The organism is Larkinella punicea, from assembly GCF_003334855.1.
GTDB lineage: Bacteria > Bacteroidota > Bacteroidia > Cytophagales > Spirosomataceae > Larkinella > Larkinella punicea.
Genome location: NZ_QOWE01000027.1, coordinates 20,587 through 37,291 on the forward strand (window position 1 = coordinate 20,587; position 16,705 = coordinate 37,291).

The 16,705-nt window shown below is 51.8% G+C and carries 15 protein-coding genes; 5 read left to right on the plus strand and 10 right to left on the minus strand.

The features are described from left to right. The first annotated feature begins 52 nt into the window (after nucleotides 1-52). Complete coding sequence (locus DUE52_RS26535; protein ID WP_114409111.1) at nucleotides 53-400, plus strand: DoxX family protein; 348 nt, start codon at nucleotides 53-55, stop codon at nucleotides 398-400. Here DUE52_RS26535 and DUE52_RS26540 read toward each other — a convergent pair. Beyond that, nucleotides 391-939 carry a GNAT family N-acetyltransferase gene (locus DUE52_RS26540; protein WP_114409112.1) on the minus strand — a complete coding sequence of 183 codons (549 nt, stop codon included), beginning with the start codon at nucleotides 937-939 and terminating at the stop codon, nucleotides 391-393. The genes DUE52_RS26535 and DUE52_RS26540 overlap by 10 nt on opposite strands. Before the next feature lie 342 nt (nucleotides 940-1,281). On the opposite strand from DUE52_RS26540, the gene DUE52_RS26545 reads away from it, so the two are divergent. Continuing rightward, nucleotides 1,282-3,318, plus strand: coding sequence for a M13 family metallopeptidase (locus DUE52_RS26545; protein WP_114409113.1), 2,037 nt, complete (start codon nucleotides 1,282-1,284; stop codon nucleotides 3,316-3,318). A gap of 5 nt (nucleotides 3,319-3,323) precedes the next feature. Here the strand turns inward: DUE52_RS26545 and DUE52_RS26550 are convergent, their stop codons facing one another. The 7 genes from DUE52_RS26550 to DUE52_RS26580 form a co-directional block, all read right to left on the minus strand. Beyond that, entirely contained in the window at nucleotides 3,324-3,974 is a 651-nt protein-coding gene (locus tag DUE52_RS26550) for a putative outer membrane beta-barrel protein (protein WP_133299954.1), read from the minus strand. 145 nt (nucleotides 3,975-4,119) lie between these two features. Continuing rightward, the gene (locus DUE52_RS26555; RefSeq protein ID WP_114409115.1) at nucleotides 4,120-5,196 is read right to left on the minus strand and encodes an aminotransferase class V-fold PLP-dependent enzyme; all 1,077 of its coding nucleotides are present in this window, start codon (nucleotides 5,194-5,196) and stop codon (nucleotides 4,120-4,122) included. A 6-nt stretch (nucleotides 5,197-5,202) separates the two neighbouring features. After that, entirely contained in the window at nucleotides 5,203-5,640 is a 438-nt protein-coding gene (locus DUE52_RS26560; RefSeq protein ID WP_114409116.1) for a hypothetical protein, read from the minus strand. A 14-nt stretch (nucleotides 5,641-5,654) separates the two neighbouring features. Next, nucleotides 5,655-7,559, minus strand: a complete 1,905-nt coding sequence (gene serA / locus DUE52_RS26565) for a phosphoglycerate dehydrogenase (RefSeq protein ID WP_114409117.1) — start codon at nucleotides 7,557-7,559, stop codon at nucleotides 5,655-5,657. A 9-nt stretch (nucleotides 7,560-7,568) separates the two neighbouring features. Next, nucleotides 7,569-7,928 (minus strand): HepT-like ribonuclease domain-containing protein, encoded by a 360-nt coding sequence (locus DUE52_RS26570; RefSeq protein WP_114409118.1) that lies wholly within the window; start codon nucleotides 7,926-7,928, stop codon nucleotides 7,569-7,571. After that, complete coding sequence (locus DUE52_RS26575) at nucleotides 7,912-8,199, minus strand: nucleotidyltransferase family protein (protein WP_114409119.1); 288 nt, start codon at nucleotides 8,197-8,199, stop codon at nucleotides 7,912-7,914. Before DUE52_RS26575 ends, DUE52_RS26570 begins: the two co-directional genes overlap by 17 nt. 7 nt (nucleotides 8,200-8,206) lie before the next feature. Beyond that, nucleotides 8,207-9,226 (minus strand): YheT family hydrolase, encoded by a 1,020-nt coding sequence (locus DUE52_RS26580; RefSeq protein WP_114409181.1) that lies wholly within the window; start codon nucleotides 9,224-9,226, stop codon nucleotides 8,207-8,209. 240 nt (nucleotides 9,227-9,466) lie between these two features. On the opposite strand from DUE52_RS26580, the gene DUE52_RS26585 reads away from it, so the two are divergent. Beyond that, complete coding sequence (locus DUE52_RS26585) at nucleotides 9,467-10,009, plus strand: DUF2911 domain-containing protein (protein WP_114409120.1); 543 nt, start codon at nucleotides 9,467-9,469, stop codon at nucleotides 10,007-10,009. 169 nt (nucleotides 10,010-10,178) lie between these two features. On the opposite strand, the gene DUE52_RS26590 is transcribed toward DUE52_RS26585, so the two are convergent. Further along, the gene (locus DUE52_RS26590; protein WP_229312320.1) at nucleotides 10,179-12,185 is read right to left on the minus strand and encodes a c-type cytochrome; all 2,007 of its coding nucleotides are present in this window, start codon (nucleotides 12,183-12,185) and stop codon (nucleotides 10,179-10,181) included. A gap of 15 nt (nucleotides 12,186-12,200) precedes the next feature. Then, complete coding sequence (locus DUE52_RS26595) at nucleotides 12,201-14,057, minus strand: 3-keto-disaccharide hydrolase (protein ID WP_229312321.1); 1,857 nt, start codon at nucleotides 14,055-14,057, stop codon at nucleotides 12,201-12,203. A 608-nt stretch (nucleotides 14,058-14,665) separates the two neighbouring features. On the opposite strand from DUE52_RS26595, the gene DUE52_RS26600 reads away from it, so the two are divergent. After that, the gene (locus tag DUE52_RS26600; protein WP_114409123.1) at nucleotides 14,666-15,457 is read left to right on the plus strand and encodes a 3-keto-disaccharide hydrolase; all 792 of its coding nucleotides are present in this window, start codon (nucleotides 14,666-14,668) and stop codon (nucleotides 15,455-15,457) included. A gap of 172 nt (nucleotides 15,458-15,629) precedes the next feature. Beyond that, nucleotides 15,630-16,514, plus strand: a complete 885-nt coding sequence (locus DUE52_RS26605) for a ChaN family lipoprotein (RefSeq protein ID WP_114409124.1) — start codon at nucleotides 15,630-15,632, stop codon at nucleotides 16,512-16,514. Nucleotides 16,515-16,705 lie beyond the last annotated feature (191 nt).

Here is a 16,705-nt window from a genome sequence, read left to right on the forward strand (position 1 = left end):
CAGGATTTATTCAAAACCCAGGTTGTTCACCCCAAAATCGCTTTCCCCGTTCATGAACAACCTGAGTCTTTACGCCATTGCCGCAGTCTACATCGTGTCGGGAATCCTGCATTTCATCCGCCCCGAACCCTACCTCCGCATCATGCCCCCCTACGTTCCCTACCACCCGTTGATGGTGATTCTCAGCGGTATTGCCGAACTGGCGCTGGGCGTTGGCCTGCTGTTTCCGGTCACCCGGTCGCTGGCTGCGTGGGGATTGATTCTGCTGCTGATCGCCATTTTCCCGGCTAATCTGTACATGGCGACGGCTGACAAATTTTCGTCCATACCGGCCTGGATACGCTGGGGGCGGCTTCCGTTGCAGGGCGTCCTGATCTGGTGGGCCTGGCGCTACACCTGAACCAACGGTTGCGAACGGCGTCGTTCCCAGCGCACACCCTCTTCCACCGCACCGACCAACTGAAAACCGTTCTTTTGTAACACCCGCTGCGAAGCCAGGTGCTGGGTGGGCGTATCGGCTACAACCGCCTTCACATCCGGATGTTGAAAAATCCAGTCCAGAAAACAGGCAACGGCTTCGGTGGTAAACTGCCGGCCTTCAAACTTTTGATCCATAAAGTAGCCAATCATCGTTTGACCCGTAGCATCCGGTGCTCCGGCCACGCCAATCCCACCGATGGTCAGGTTCAATTCACGATGGACGACCAGCCAGTGGGTATACCAAAACCAGTGGTCAGGGTGGTCTTTGACCTGCGGGATGATATACTGCGGCAGTGCTTCATCGAACTCTGCCATGAAATCGTGATCACCACTAAGGCGAAGGTTCGAAATTTCTAATCCACGGGCCGTTTCCAGGGTAGTCCGGCTGATCGCCAGTTGTTCAAGGCTCGTCAGGGGCAATGGAATTAATTGCAAGCGTGTTGAAAAAAGAGAAGTCATTGCGGTAACTGGTAAATGATTGAAAATAAAGACAATAGGATATCACACCACCCGAATGGTGATGCGCTATCCGGACTAATCAATCAATAAACCAGTCCAGGCAGGAAGCCGGAAAGAAGTGACGTATTCAGAGGCAGTTGTTTTAAACCGTCGTAAAGATAGAACCAAATTGATTCTTTTTCCAGTGGTTACCGGCTTAAACGGGTAGCCATGAGAGCACTACCGGCCCCAATGCCCGAAATTATACAAACGGTCAATATCACCCAATTTACGGTAGGAATAGACAATAGTAAAAAAGCTACTTTTACCTCTTTCTCTTTGAGTCAACGAACAAATTAGTGTATGAAACTCCCAAAATCTCTCCTGCTGGCTGTTGGCGGAATGGTATGGCTTACGGCCTGTAAAACTGAAAAAGATGAAACCGCCCGCACGGTATTTTTCGACAAATCGGGCATGGATACCACTGTCGTTCCCGGCAATGATTTCTTTTCGTATGCCAATGGAAGTTGGGTAAAAAACACCAAAATCCCGGAAGACCAGACCGGTTGGGGCTCCTTTTACGAACTTCACGAGGAAAATCAGAAAAAAACGAAATCCATCCTGGACGAAGCAGCCGCCAGCGGAGCCGCTAATGGCAGTGTCGAGCAGAAAGTGGGGGATTTTTACGCCAGCGGTATGGATACCGTTGCCATCGAAAAACGGGGTTATGAACCTCTGAAAGCCGAGCTGGCGAAAATTGCGGGTCTGAAAGACTACAAGGAAGCCCTGATTTACATGGCCTCCGACGAAATCAACCGGGGGGGCGTTTTGTTCGGCATGGGCGTTGGACCCGACGACCGCCAGAGTACAATCAACCGGCTGAGTTTCGGCCAGAGCGGGTTGAGTTTACCGGAGAAAGAGTATTATTTCAAAACCGACGACGAAACGAAGAAAATCCGGGCGGCTTTTGTAGCCTACGTCACCAAACTTTTTGTGCTAACCGGCACGGATTCAACGACGGCCCGGAAAAAAGCCGACGGTATTCTGGCGTTTGAAACCACCCTGGCAAAGGCCCACAAAGCCGCAGCCGACCTCCGCGACCCGATCAAAAACTACCACAAACTGTCGATAGACGAACTGAATCAACGTACGCCCAACATCGACTGGAAGTCGTTTCTGACCGCCATGACGGTGAAAACCGATACGGTTCTGGTGGGGCAACCGGAATATTACCAGGCCCTGAGTGCGGCCCTGCCCGCGACGCCCATCGACGTCATCAGAGACAAAGCGGCTTTTGGCTACATCGACTTCAATGCGTCTTTGTTGAGCCGCCCGTTTGTACAGGCTAAATTTGACTTCTACAGCAAAACGCTCTACGGACAACCCGTTCAGTCGGAACGGTGGAAGCGGATTTCCCAAAATGTCGATGCCTATCTGGGCGAATTGTTGGGGCAGTTGTGGGTCAAAAAATATTTTACACCCGAAGCCAAAGAACGGATGCTTACGCTGGTCACCAACCTTCAGAAAGCCTATCGGAACCGGATTGAAAAACTCGACTGGATGTCGCCGGAAACCAAAAAAATTGCGCTGGTCAAACTGGACGGGATCATGAATAAAATTGGCTACCCGGATAAATGGAAAGATTATTCGGATGTTTCCGTCAAACGGGATGCTTATTTTGAAAATGTGCAATCAGCCCGCATTCATGCCTCGAAAGAAAGTTTTGCCAAAATCGACAAAACCGTCGACCGCACCGAATGGCTGATGACTCCGCCCGAAGTGAATGCCTACGCCAATCCGTCGTTCAACGAAATTGTGTTTCCGGCCGGTATTCTGCAGTTTCCGTTCTTTGATAAAGACGCCGACGATGCCATCAATTACGGCGCCATCGGCATGGTGATCGGTCACGAACTCACGCACCTTTTCGACGATCAGGGCCGTCAGTATGATGTTCAGGGGAACTTGCGCGACTGGTGGCAAAAGTCGGATGCCGATAAGTTTACGGCCAAAGCCAATCAGGTAGTCGATCAGTATAACAACTACACGGTTTTGGACAACCTGAAACTCAACGGACGTTTGACGTTGGGCGAAAACCTGGCCGATCTCGGCGGATTAGCCATCGCCTTCGATGCGTTTAAGCTGACCGATCAGAGTAAAAGTGATGAAAAAATCGACGGTTTCACGCCCCAGCAACGGTTTTTCCTGGGCTTTGCGCAAGTCTGGCGCATCAAAATCCGGGATGAAACCCAGCGGGCTTACGTTCAGGTCGATCCACACTCACCAGCGAAATACCGGGTCAATGGCCCCCTGAGCAACTTCGCGCCCTTCTACCAGGCTTTTAACGTCAAAGCGGGGGAACGAATGTATAAGCCGGAAGTGGATCAAACCCGGGTTTGGTAAGTTCGTTAGCGGCCAAAGTGCAGATTGGCCCCCAGTTTGATTTGCGGGCCGCGGTTGTGGCCCGCAAATACCGGGGCCTTGTCGTAGTAGTTGTTCTCGATCATGAGTTCGAAGCTCAGCTTTTCCATCGCTTTCACACCCAGACCCAGGCCAATGTTCAGGCTGCTGAAGCCCCGGCGATCGTTGGGACCGACATCGCTGGAACGGAATTTCCCGATGTTAAAACCGCCTTCCCCAAAGACGTAAAAGTTGTTTCGAACCGGGTAATAGCGCACAAAGGCACCCCCGGAATTAGCGCGGTAGCTGGTGGAGGCCCGGCTTTCAAACGCGCCCCGCAGGCCGACGGATAGGCCCTGTTGAACGAAATAGCTGGCTCGGGGATTAAAAGCCGTGTACAACCCCTGTCCTTTTCCCGTGGCAAAACCCAGGGCGGCCCCCAGCATGAAGGCTCCCCTTTGAAACCACGGCAAGCCAGGCCGTCTGAAATAGGAAGGCTTTACGTCCGAAAATACTTCCCGGGAGCGATACGTCGTATCTGGTAATGGGGCGGTGGGAACATCCCGTCGGAGGGTATCGGTTTCCTGCGCTTGTACAACAACGGTTGTAAACAGGCAAAGAACAATCAAGAGGCCAAGTCGGTTAGAGTACGGTTTCATGGAATTACGCTGAGTTGTTTATGTAAAACCAGCTTGCGGGAATAAAGTTTATTTAAATGCGAATAGCACCGGTTTTGGCCAGACCATCCCTGCGTTTTGTGAGGATGGTCTGGCCAAAACCGGTGCTATTCGCATTTATCAAAAATTAGATCTTCCCCAACACCTCGATCAATCGGCCGATCTGCTCCACATCGGTAGCCGGAAAGTTGGCAATCCGGATCTGGGTATCTTTAAACTGTCCGTAGCCACTGCCCACGACCATTCCGGATTCTTTGACTTTGCTGATGATCTCAGAAGATGGTTTTTGCGTATTGGCTACCACCACCGTCCGCGAACGGTGCCGGTCGTTTTTCACGAAAGGCGAGAATTGCGGGTGGCTTTCCACAAACTTATACAGCATTTTCGCCTTTTCTTCCGTCTCTCTCCGCAGGTTTTCGACGCCGATCCGGTTGAAATCCTGCGCAATTTTACCCAGCAGGTAGATGAACAGAACGTTGGGCGTAGCCGGTGTTTCGTACGTTTTGTAGTTTTTCCACAGCATGGGCAAATTATTGTGAGCGCCAATGTGCTGATCACCGTGTTTCAGGGTTTCGGCTTTTTCGAGGCATTTCTCGTTGGCAATCCACACGCCCAAACCGGCGGGTAGACCAAACGCTTTTTGAACGGAGAAAAAAGCCGTATCGACGAGCGAGAAATCCAGATCGGGAAACGGTGCCGACGACACCATATCGACCGCAATCAGTTTTTTAGCGTGACTGCGCTTCAGCTTATGAATGTCGACCGGCCGCATCTGCACGCCCGAGCTGGTTTCATTGTGCGTCACCGCAATCAGTTCGGCATATTCCGGCACCTCGATCTCGCTGTAATCGAACCCTTCGCCGAACGGTTTTTCCTGCTTGTGGGCGTATTTCTGCAAAGCCGTTGCGTAATCGCAGAATTTCTTCGAAAACGACCCGTTCACCAGGTGAAAACTTTCGTGCTCGACGCAGTTGAGCAGAATCCGTTCCCATACTTCAGAAGCCGAGCCGGTGAAGAAAATCCCGTGCGATTCCGGAATCGTCAGTAGCTCGCGCAACTGTTCGTCACAAAACTGATAGATACTCCGGAACTTGGCGCTCCGGTGCGAAATCGACCCGATCTGCTCATCCATCGCCGTTTGAAGGTGTTGGGATACAGTGGGGTACAGTTCCGCTGGTCCGGCGGTGAAGTAGGTTTGTTTCATAATTGATCAATAAAAATACTGCCTGGTCCAAATCAAGCTATCCGGAAATGCAAGTCCGAAATGTCCAAACTGTTCTTCGTTTGAGAGTATAACACTATTCGAAGGGTCTGCCTTCTCATAAACTACCGGCAATTTCTCCTCCAGCAACGAGTCTAGCTGCCACTCCCTAAGCGACCAGAAAGCCCGGCATTTACCCGTAAACAACTTTCCGTCAACATTGTACTGGACCTCTACCCGGTAGACATCTCTGGCTCTTCCTCTTTCGTATTTAAACCGGGAGATGGTTCCAACGGCAAATGCCTGATCTTTCTGAATCTGCTTTCGTTTGTAAATGGTATAAAACTTTGGCGCGGCTGCCAAGGAAAGCAAAAGAGAAGAAAAGGCCATGAGAATCACTTTTGATGATGGCCATTCCGTGTTTTTCCCTTTTACTTCCTCTCCCATCCGTTTTCCATGGATCAATACAGCAACCTGAATTTGATCGTATTATCGATATTCCGCAGTTCGTTGACCACTTCGTCCGAATAATCCTTGGCGATGTCGGTAATCACATACCCAACCTGTTCGGTTGTTTTCAGGTACTGCCCCTGAATATTGATGTGGTAATTGGCAAAAATAGCGTTGATTTTCGCCAGAATGCCCGGCACGTTGGCGTGAATATGCAACAAACGGTGCGAGTCTTTCAACAACGGCAACTGCACTTCCGGGAAATTGACACTACCGTACGTACTGCCATTGTTGATGTATTCCAGGAGTTTTCCGGGCACAAAATTACCGATGTTTTCCTGCGCTTCTTCCGTGCTACCGCCGATGTGCGGGCTCAGAATGACGTTCGGCAAACCGCGTAACTCGTTGATAAACTCTTCATTATTGGTTTTCGGTTCATACGGAAACACGTCGATCCCCGCACCCGCTACGTGCCCGCTCCTGATCGCATCCACTAATGCCGCAATGTCGACAATGTGGCCGCGCGACAGATTCAGGAAAATGACCCCTTCTTTCATCAGCGCAAACTCCCGGGCACCAATCAGGTTTTTGTTGCTGGCGCGACCGTCGGTGTGCAGGCTGAGGAAGTCAGAAATGGCGAGCAATTCGTCCAGGGTTTTGCATTTGCGGGCGTTCCCCAGCGCCAGTTTATCGACAATGTCGTAGAAATACACTTCCATACCCAGTGCTTCGGCTACCACCGACAATTGGGTGCCGATGTTGCCGTAGCCCACCAGACCCAGTTTTTTCCCCCGGACTTCGAAGCTATTTTTGGCTGATTTGTCCCAAACGCCTTCGTGCATTTTATTGCTTTTCGGCACAATGTTCCGCACCAGCATGATGATTTCGCCGATGGCCAGTTCGACCACGGAGCGGGTGTTGCTGTAAGGCGCGTTGAAAACCGCAATGCCTTTTTCGGTGCAGGTTTTCAGGTCGATCTGGTTGGTACCGATGCAGAACGCGCCGACGCACATCAGTTTGTTGGCGTGTTCGAGTACGCGGCTGGTCACCTGCGTTTTGGAACGGATGCCGAGAATGGAAACGTCCCGGATTTTCTCGATCAGTTCGTCTTCATCCAGCGCCCCTTTCAGAATTTCCACATTGAATCCTTCGCCCTCAAACAGTTTCACCGCTACAGGGTGTACGTTTTCCAGCAACAGAACTTTGATGCGGCTTTTGGGATACGACTGGCTGCGACTCAGCTTGTTGTGGTATAAAAACTCGTCGAGTGAGGGTGCCACATGGTCGGCTTTTTCGATAACTTTTGGACGCAGGACATTCTCGGTAAAGGCGTAAAACCGGTTGGCCAGACCAGACTCCCGGATTTCGTAGTCGGTATAGCCGTCGCCAATGACATAGATGTCACCTTCGAGCTTTAGGTCCCGAATCAGCTTCACCTTTCCTTTGTCGGTCGAGAGCGGGTTTTCACAATCGCAGCTCACGATGTTGCCGGCGGCATCGTAGACGAACGTATTGGCAAATACATTCTCCTCCTTGATGCCCAGCGACGTCACGATCGGGACGATAAATTCTTTAAAACCGCTCGACACGATGTAAATCTGGTCGGCATGTTCCGCCAGGAATTCCCGGTTCCGTTGAAACGAGTCCGAGATTTCAGTCTTCAGCGTTTCAATCAGCGCAGGCAAATGATCCCGGTGCGCCTGCAACAGTTCGAGCCGCAATTCGATGGATTTCGACAGCGAAATCTCGCCCGACATGCCCCGGTCGGTGATGATCTTGATTTTTTCGAGAATCGCTTCCCGGTCGCGGTGACCCGCCAGGGAGATTTCTCCCAGTACATCCAGGGCTTCGACTTTGGTAAAAGTGCTGTCGAAGTCAATGACGAAATACGTCTGTTCGAGTGTTTTGGTTAACATAATTGAGGATTACCCGTTATCAATAGACAATTGCTGTAAAACACTTTCTACTTTGATTTTCAGCGTCGGAATTTTGTCTATAATTGCCTGCCAAATAATATCATAATTGATTCCGAAGTATTCATGAACCAGAATATTCCTCACCACGTAGAGGGTATTCCACTCGACTTCGGTAAATTTAGTTTGTGTGTCTTTCGTAACAAAGTTGGCCGCTTCTCCAATAATTTCCAACAACTTGACCAGTGCCAATCTCAGTTTTATATCTTCCATGTATTGCTCGTAGGTCAATCCGGCAGTAAACTCCTGAATCAACCTTATTGCATCCAGCATATGAAGAAGTCGGGCTTTTTCGCTAACGTTCCCTTTCATAAATCAGCAATTTATCCCGGTCAATGAAGGGTTGGATGTAAGGCGAAAGACCTCCTGCTGAAACCAAATCCACTTCCTGTTTTAACAAATTTTCCAGTTGAATTTTCATGTTGGCAAACTGAAAAATATCGACCCGATCATCCAGTTCGACCAGAATGTCGATATCGCTTTCCGGCTGGGATTCTCCCCGTGCCTGCGATCCAAACAAGTACGCCCGGAGTACAGGTTGATTGGTAAAAAACTGTTGAATAACGGCCTGTTGCGCAATCATAAGCGAATTAGTCAGTAGTTTTCAAAAACCGCAATGCCCGTTCTTCCGACCAGTACACGGTTTTATTAGACCCCGCGGGTGTGAATCCGCAATGGCCGCCCTGGGTCGGAAATTCCATCCAGACGTTGGGCAGTTGGCGACCCAGTTCTTCCGGGAAACATTCGCGCGACAAAAAAGGGTCATTTTTAGCACTAACAATCAAAGTCGGAATCGCAATTTTAGTCAGGTAGGGCAAGGCGCTGCTCTGCTGGTAATAATCTTCCGCATCGCGAAAACCGTGTAAGCGAGCCGTAAACAGATTGTCAAACTCCCGCAAAGTACGGACTTTTTGCAATCCCTCCGTCTGAATGACACCCGGCATCAGGGCGGCTTTTTCAAAAACTTTGCGCTTCAGCGTCTTGTTAAACCGCTGGTTATAGACCTGACTATCCCAGGCTTCCAGTCGGCGCGATGCGCTGGTCAGGTGCAGCGGCACCGAAAAAACCACAGCTTTTTCGATGGCCGGATGGATCGCTTCCCCCTGCTCCCCCAAATATTTCAACGTCACATTACCACCCGCACTGAACCCCATCAGGTTAATGTGTTGGTAGCCTTTTTGCAGGGCGTAATCAATCACCAACTGCAAATCACCGGTTTCGCCAAGGTGGTAAAACCGCGCCTGCCGGTTCATTTCGCCACTGCAACTGCGGTAATGCCAGGCCAGACAATCGAACCCGTTAGCCGTCAGATGCCGAACCATCCCGGCCAGATACTGCCGCCGGGAATCGCCTTCCAGACCGTGGGAAAGGATAGTTAAGCGTTCAGAGTTAGGAGTTAAGAGTTCTTTACCACTCTTAACTCCTAACTCTGAACGCTTAACTCCCGAAAGGCTCCAGTCCAGATCCAGGAAATCATCATCCGGGGTTTCAATCCGTTCGCGGGTATACGATGCGCTGACTTTTCGGAACAAAGCCGGGATAATGGTTTGCAAATGTCCGTTCCACAAATGAGCGGGCGGGCGGTAATCCGACGGGGTAATCAGCGGCATAGCAATTCTCAAAAGAAGCACAAAGGTAAACGGTTCCACGGCAAAGGGAAAACCAAACGTCCGGAAACACAAAAGAGATTCTGCAGACCGATTTTTTTTGTAGTATTTGTTTACCCGCTTGAACTATTTCGACAGACCATTTAACGTATTTTATCCGCCGATTAAACCTTTGCGGTATCTTTTTGCTCTAAGTTTTGTTTTCTTTGTGATGAATCATTCACCAATAACTTTCTATTACCTATGAAAAAGGGATTATTAGTATGTCTGGCGTTGCTGATTACAGCAACCTCCACCCTTGTTTTTGCACAGGCAAAAAGTCCACACCTAAAAGTTGAAAGCCCCAGTAAAAGCGTAAAAGTCGTTTATGGCCAGCCTTCCAAGCGGGGCCGGGTGATTTTTGGGGCCGACGGATTGGAGAAATACGGTAAAGTATGGCGTACAGGTGCTGATGAAGCCACCGAAATTACATTTGCCAAAGACGTGATGTTTGGTGACAAGATGGTAAAAGCCGGTACCTACACCCTCTTCACCATTCCTGACGAAAAAGAATGGACGGTTATTTTGAATAGCAAACTGGGCCAGTGGGGCGCGTATGACTACATCGATCCCGTAAAAGGTGTCGAATTGAAGAAAAAAGACGTTGCCCAGATCAAGGTTCCGGCCAAAACCAACGCAACACCGGTTGAAAAACTGACGATCACCCCAACCGATTCGCAAGTGTCGATTGCCTGGGACATGGCTTCCATCGCCATCCCCATCAAACCGGTTGGTGGTACCAACTGAAGGAAATCCGCCGGAGCGATTCGCCGTCGTACGCTGTAACGACCGATCAATACCCCGGAAACAAAAAGCCCGACCACTTTGGCCGGGCTTTTTAAATAGTTAAGGAGTTAAGAATGAAGAGTTAAGAGTTGGCTGACGCATTAACTCTTAACTCTTCATTCTTAACTCCTTAAGGCTGATCCGCATTTTTCGCGGCTGCGGTTTTTCCACCCGACAGCGAGTTGATCCAGGCGGCAATCTTCAGCGCGTCGGCTTTCGGAACCTGCGGCATGGGTGGCATTTCGGTCGAATAGTCCGGCCAGTTCTGCGGTTTCGGATTGTAAATCAGCTCGACGATTTTCTCGTTTGAATACCCTCTTTTGGCCACATCGGCAAAAGCCGGGCCTACCTGCCGTTTCTCGGCATTGTGGCAAGCCGAACACGTATGGCGGTTTAGCAACGGTTTTACCTCCTCGAACGTCGGTGCTTTGGCGACCAGCGTGCCGGTTTTGGCACCGGAAACCGCCGTTGTTTTCGCACCCGCTTTTACGCCCGGTTTCGCGGGAATGCCCTTTTTGGCCGGAACCGCTTTGGAAGCCGCCGAGTTGAACGTGCTAACGCCCGTCATCGCCAGTTTCTGGCCTTCCGGAATGTTGTTCAGCGTGTAATACGCCGTTGGATGAACCAGTGAATACGAGCCCTCAGCCGCCCGAACGCCGTCGAGCGTCAGGTTGTGGATGTAATATTGGCGCAGGTTATCGACAATCACGCGGGCTTTCAGTCCGTCGGGCGACACTTTCACCCCTTTCACTGCGCAGGCTTCTTTGTTTACCGTCGGGCTACCATACACCGGGTGGTATTTGTAAATAAAACTTTCGACAGAATACGAAGCCAGATCCTCCGCCGATTTCCGGTCGACGGGCGTGGTGAATTCCACCTCAAAACCGTCCGGCATGGCGCGAACCGCCCGCATCTCGAACGGCATCTGGTTGTTCCAGGTCAGACGCTGCAAGCCTTCATCAGCTTCTCCCGCCGAGCCCCAGCCCCGGTTGGTTTCGCCGACAAACAGCGAGCCGTCTTTGGCCCACGCCATCCGCAACACGCCCGAGCGAAAACCGCTGCGAAAATCGATCGAAGCGCCCTGAAATTCGCCGTTCACTTTTTCCATGAACACGCGCGTAATCTTGCTCTGGCCCTGATCGCCCACCAGCAATTGCCCCGTAAAAGGCCCGAATGAACCTTCGGGAATCTGGACAATTTCCGAGTTGGAAATCCCCTGAACGCCGTGAGGCAGCCAGACGACGGGCAACTGAATTTCCGGAAACTCTTTCTTCATCTCGAACAGTGTGACGTATTTTTCGTCCACCACGTTCTCCGGTTTAATAGCCCGGCCCCGCTCGTCGCGGTTGTCGCGCGGGTTGATCTTCGCGTACAGTTGCTCCTGCGTCAGTTTGACCGGCGATTTTGGGTCTCCACTCCAGCGTAAACCCGCCGGATGGCCCATAAACGCGCCTTTTTTCACGTGCCAAACACCACCGGAACCAATCCAGTCGCCCTGGTTATCCGCGTAAAACAGCTCCCCGTCGATCATGCCCAAACCGGCTGGTGACCGAACGCCCGTTGCCCAAGGCTCGATCTGACCGTCTTTGGTGATGTGCATGATCCAGCCCCGCCAGGGGACGCGACTTTCGCCCGCCCACCATTTTTCGTCACCAAACGCCACATTTCCCGAGATAAAAAACGAACCGTCGGGGGCAATTTTCGGGCCGAACGTGTACTCGTGGTAGTGACCCGATACCGGAATGTTGGTTACCGTTTCGATGATGTCCGCTTTGCCGTCTTTGTTCGAATCGACCAGTTTGGTGAGTTCACCGCGCTGGGCGCAGTATAGCGCACCGTCTTTGTAGGCCAGACCCAGCACTTCGTGCAGACCCGAGGCAAATTTCCGGAAGAAAGGACGACGGCTGGTCGGGTTCTCGACGATAAAAATGTCACCCCGACGGGTGGCTACGCCCAGATCGCCATTCGGAAGCACGGCCAGACCGCCGACTTCCAGCAACGTCCCCTCCGGTGCCGACACCTTCAGGATTTTATAAAAATCTTCTTCCTTGGGCGATTCCTGCGCCCAACCCACCGAAAAAGCAGCCGCTGACAGCATCGTGCCAACCACCGCCCGGCGAAGAATGGATGTATACATTGGTTTCATCAGGATTTAAAACAAGATCGAATAAGTCAATTTCCCCTTCACCGGAACAATCAGTTCCTGGCGGTCGCCCACCTTCCGGACAGCGGGTGTCGCGCCCCCGGCATCGTCGATCCGTACGTAATACGCCTTTCCGTCAATGAGGTACATCCCATTTTCCAGCGGAGCAATCGTGCTGCCCTCGGCCAGCCGGGCATACAGATCCGCGGACGGGTTTTGAATGGTCACTTCCCGGCGAACGCCCTGGCTGTTGTCCAGCACGCGAATGGCATCCGTAACGGTGGCACCGTAGGATTGGTAGCGGAACGTCGGACGGTCGCTTTCATCGAGCACGTAGCCTCTCGTCCGAAAACCGCTGCCGGTTGTGTCGGTGGCCCAGGCGGCTGTCGGCGACGACAGTTTGGCAAGTCCCAGCACCGGCGCACCCAGCCGCTGCACCATGCCCATCGGGCGCGACGAGCCATCGCCCCGCTCGTGCCACATCGGCGTCGAATCCAGAAACTGACCCCGCCACACCTGCACCAGCGTGCCGTTGTCCATGTCGTAGGTATAATGCACCTGCTCAGGGCTTCCCACCGAAACCGCATGAACGACCCGTAACGTACGGCCCTGGGCATTTTTGTAACCGGGCATATCCATGAAACTCCGCAGAATGGTGTTGGACGACGCATCGACCAGAATCGGGTCGGTCGGATCGCCATTGGTAGCTCCGCTGGCGTCGCTGATGACGTATTCGCGAATACCGGGGCCCGTTACGGCCAGCCCAATTGACGGTTTGGCCCAGTCTTCCATTTTGGCATACAACAACTCAAACGGAACATCGCCCGCGGGCAGGGTAACACTGCCGCGCTGTCGGCGGTCGCCGGGCGTGATCACGGCTTTGTTGTTGATTTTCATCATGCCGCCACCACCCGCAGCGCCGAGGTTGAAGGCATATTCACCGGCTTCTTTCACACGGAGCGTACCGGTATACCGAATCAGAAAGTCGTTCGGAATCCGGGTGACGTTGGCGGTCAGCATCACCGACGACCCTTGCGCTTCCGGCGGCAGTTTGCTAAAATCCGGTTCTTTGTCAAACCTTCCTTTGTAAACCGCATACTTCAGGTTCATGAGTTCCGGACGCGGTTTGTCGTAATTCTTCACGATGATGTTCCGAATCGCTACCGGCCCGTGGTCACCCTGAATCCGCAGCGGTCCGCTGTCTACTTCGTCTTTGCCAAGCGCCCCCCGGGTTGGGCCGGAGAGTTCCACGTTTTCGTGAATCGCTACGCCGTTCAGTTCGACGAGCAACATGCGGGCGTTCTCAATTTTCTTACCGCTGGCATCAAAACGCGGTGCCTGAAACGACACTTTGAGGTGCTGCCACAAACCGGGTGCGCGGCTGGCGTTCTGGCGGGGCGGGTGGCCTTCGTATCCTTTCTGTCCGTCGGGTTTGGCGTCGTCCCAGCGTTCATAGATACCGCCGTTGTCGCCCGCTTTGGGATTTTTGGTTCCCCAGCTATCGAGCAGTTGAATCTCGTAGCGACCCTGCAAATAAATGCCGGAGTTCGATCCTTTCGCAATCAGAAAATCCAGATCCAGATCGACATCGCCGTGTTGAAAATTCGACACCAGATCGATGTTCCCGTCTTTGGCGGGCAGATTAGCCAGAATGCCGGTTCCCGGCGTACTTTTCAGAACATCCTTCTGGTTGAGATCGGCCGTCACATCACCGACGATCCGCCAGTTGTTGCCCGGTTTTTGAAAAGCACTTAAATCGTTGAGCGGAAGAGCCGCTGGTTGGTCGGCTTTCGGCTGGGCCATCACCAGTCCGATGCTAAAGACCCACCCGACACCCATCACCAAACGGGCGAACGTTGTGTTCATAGAGGTTGACTTCATTAGGTTTTATTTTGAGTCGGAAAGTTACCATATTTTAAATTTTTTAAAAAATAGATTCCCTTCCCAGTGAAACAGTATTTTTTCAATATACAATTTTACATTACCGGCACCTCAAATTTCGATCACAATTTTCAAGAATCTACCTGAAATAACAATTGGCCGGTTCCGTACTGCCCCCAACCCCCTAAAGGCCGGACGGCCGGTGCCGGGCTTCGAAATCCGGATGTTTTAGCCCGGCACCGGCCGCCCGGCCTTTAAGGGGTTGGGGGCGAAAAGCGGATCGATATTGCTAACTTCAACGATCCTAATTTCCAGAACTTAACAGCCCTGCCCTTCAGGGGGTTGGGGGCAGTATGAACAACGTGTTTTTCAGAACCGGTTTTTCAAAAGAAAATCGTCTTCCCTCCTAAAATCTTGACAATGACCTTCCTACGGTTTTGAACGCTGGATGAGTTATCTTTTTTCTACTCTTTCGGAATCAGTAACATTAGAATGCAAGTTATGGAGGTAAAACGGGCAATGCGTTGACATTTCGCTATCTTTGAAGGCGGTATTTCGTGCAAATCATTGTTCACACAATCCTATTTTTACGAATGAAAAAAAGTACTTTAGCCTTTGCCCTGCTTCTGGGGCTGGCCCAATGGGCAGTAGCTCAGGAGAAACCCAAACAAAATCCGGAATCGTCTGAAATCTGGGAACCGGTTCCACGCGTGGTCACACCGGGTGTTTTGTCGCCCGCTACGGCCTCCGGCACCACGGCTCCTTCCGACGCCATCGTGTTATTCGACGGCAAAGATGGCAGCAAATGGGTGTCTGTCAATGGGTATAGCGCAAGCAACTGGAACGGCGTTACGGAAGGGTCCAATCCCTGGCCGATCCGGGACGGAGCCATGTATTCGGCCAAAGGGGCTTCCCTGCGAACCAAGCAGGAGTTCCAGGATTTCCAGCTTCACATCGAATTCCGGACGCCGGAAAAAGTGGAAGGCAGCGGACAGGGACGCGGCAACAGCGGTATTTTCCTCCAGGGTCGCTACGAGTTACAGGTACTCGACGGCTACAACAACCCGACGTATTCAAACGGGATGGTGGGTTCCATCTACAAACAGGCAATTCCGCTGGTCAACCCCAGCCGCAAACCGGGGGAATGGCAGACCTACGACATCATCTACTTTGCGCCCCGGTTCAACAAAGACGGCATGATGCTGGAACAGGGTAAAGTGACGGTTTTGATGAATGGTATTCTGGTGCAGAACAATACCAACATCAAAGGCACGACGGAATACATCGGGTATCCGAAACTGCAACCCCACGGCAAAGGACCGCTCCTGTTGCAGGACCACGGCAATCCGGTGGGCTACCGGAACATCTGGATTCGGGAGTTGTAATCTTTTAGAGTTAAAAACGGGTTATTTCGCGGAGTTGAGCGGAGGTAAAGGGAGTTACGCAGAGTTTTTCTCTGATTAACTCTGATTTCCTCCGCTCAACTCTGCGAAATAACCTTTTTTAATGACGCACTCAAAATCCTTGTTTATATTGCGTCTAAATAAACAACCTGCGATGAAATACCTGCTCCTGTTCCTCCTTCCCTGTTTTGCCTTTACCAGCGATAAACCGGCTTACCAGTTTTACACCCAGAAACTGAAAACCACAAGTTATCAGAAAGTTTTGAAAGAGGCCGGGGAGGCCGATATCGTCTTTTTTGGTGAATTGCACAATAATCCGATCTGCCATTGGCTGGAATTGCAGTTGACGAAAGATTTGTATGAGCAGAAAAAAGAACAGTTGATGCTGGGCGCCGAAATGTTTGAAGCGGATAACCAGACAGCATTGTCGGATTACGTTTCCGGAAAAACGACGGACAAGGAATTCCCCAAACAGGCGCGGCTCTGGAATAATTACAAAACCGACTACCGCCCGCTGGTCGATTTTGCGCGGGAACACAAACTTTCGGTGGTGGCAACGAATGTTCCTCGACGGTACGCCAGCGCCGTGGCGCGTCAGGGTCTGGCGTCACTCGATACGGTTCCGGCGGCCCAAAAAGCCTGGATAGCTCCCCTGCCCCTGACCGTCGATTTGACCCTGCCCGGCTACAAAGCCATGCTGGACATGATGCACGGCGATGCGGTTTCGACCTCCGCCCGCAAAGAGCCCTCCGACCAGGCCGCCAATTTTGCCCGTGCGCAGGCCATCAAAGACGCGACGATGGCGCATTTTATCCTGCAAAACCGCAAAACCGGCTCTACTTTTCTGCATTTCAACGGTTCTTACCATTCCAACCATTTTGAAGGAATTATCTGGTATCTGCGCCAAAAACAGCCGGATCTCAAAATCGTGACCATCGCGTCGGTTGAGGTTCCGGACGTGGCGAAACCCGACAAAGCCAACCAGAATCTGGCGAGCTTCATCCTGCACATTCCGTCGGATATGACAAAGACATATTGAGTCGCCCCATCCACTCAGCAGCCCCAAATCCCCCATAAAAAACCCCAAAAAACCAAGCCTGAAAGGCTTACATCAATAGCCCCGGATGAAATCCGGGGAGGCCGGGATATGACGGGGGCCGGATGAAATCCGGGGAGGCCGGGAATATGACGGGGGCCGGATGAAATCCGTGGGGCCGGGAATATGACGGG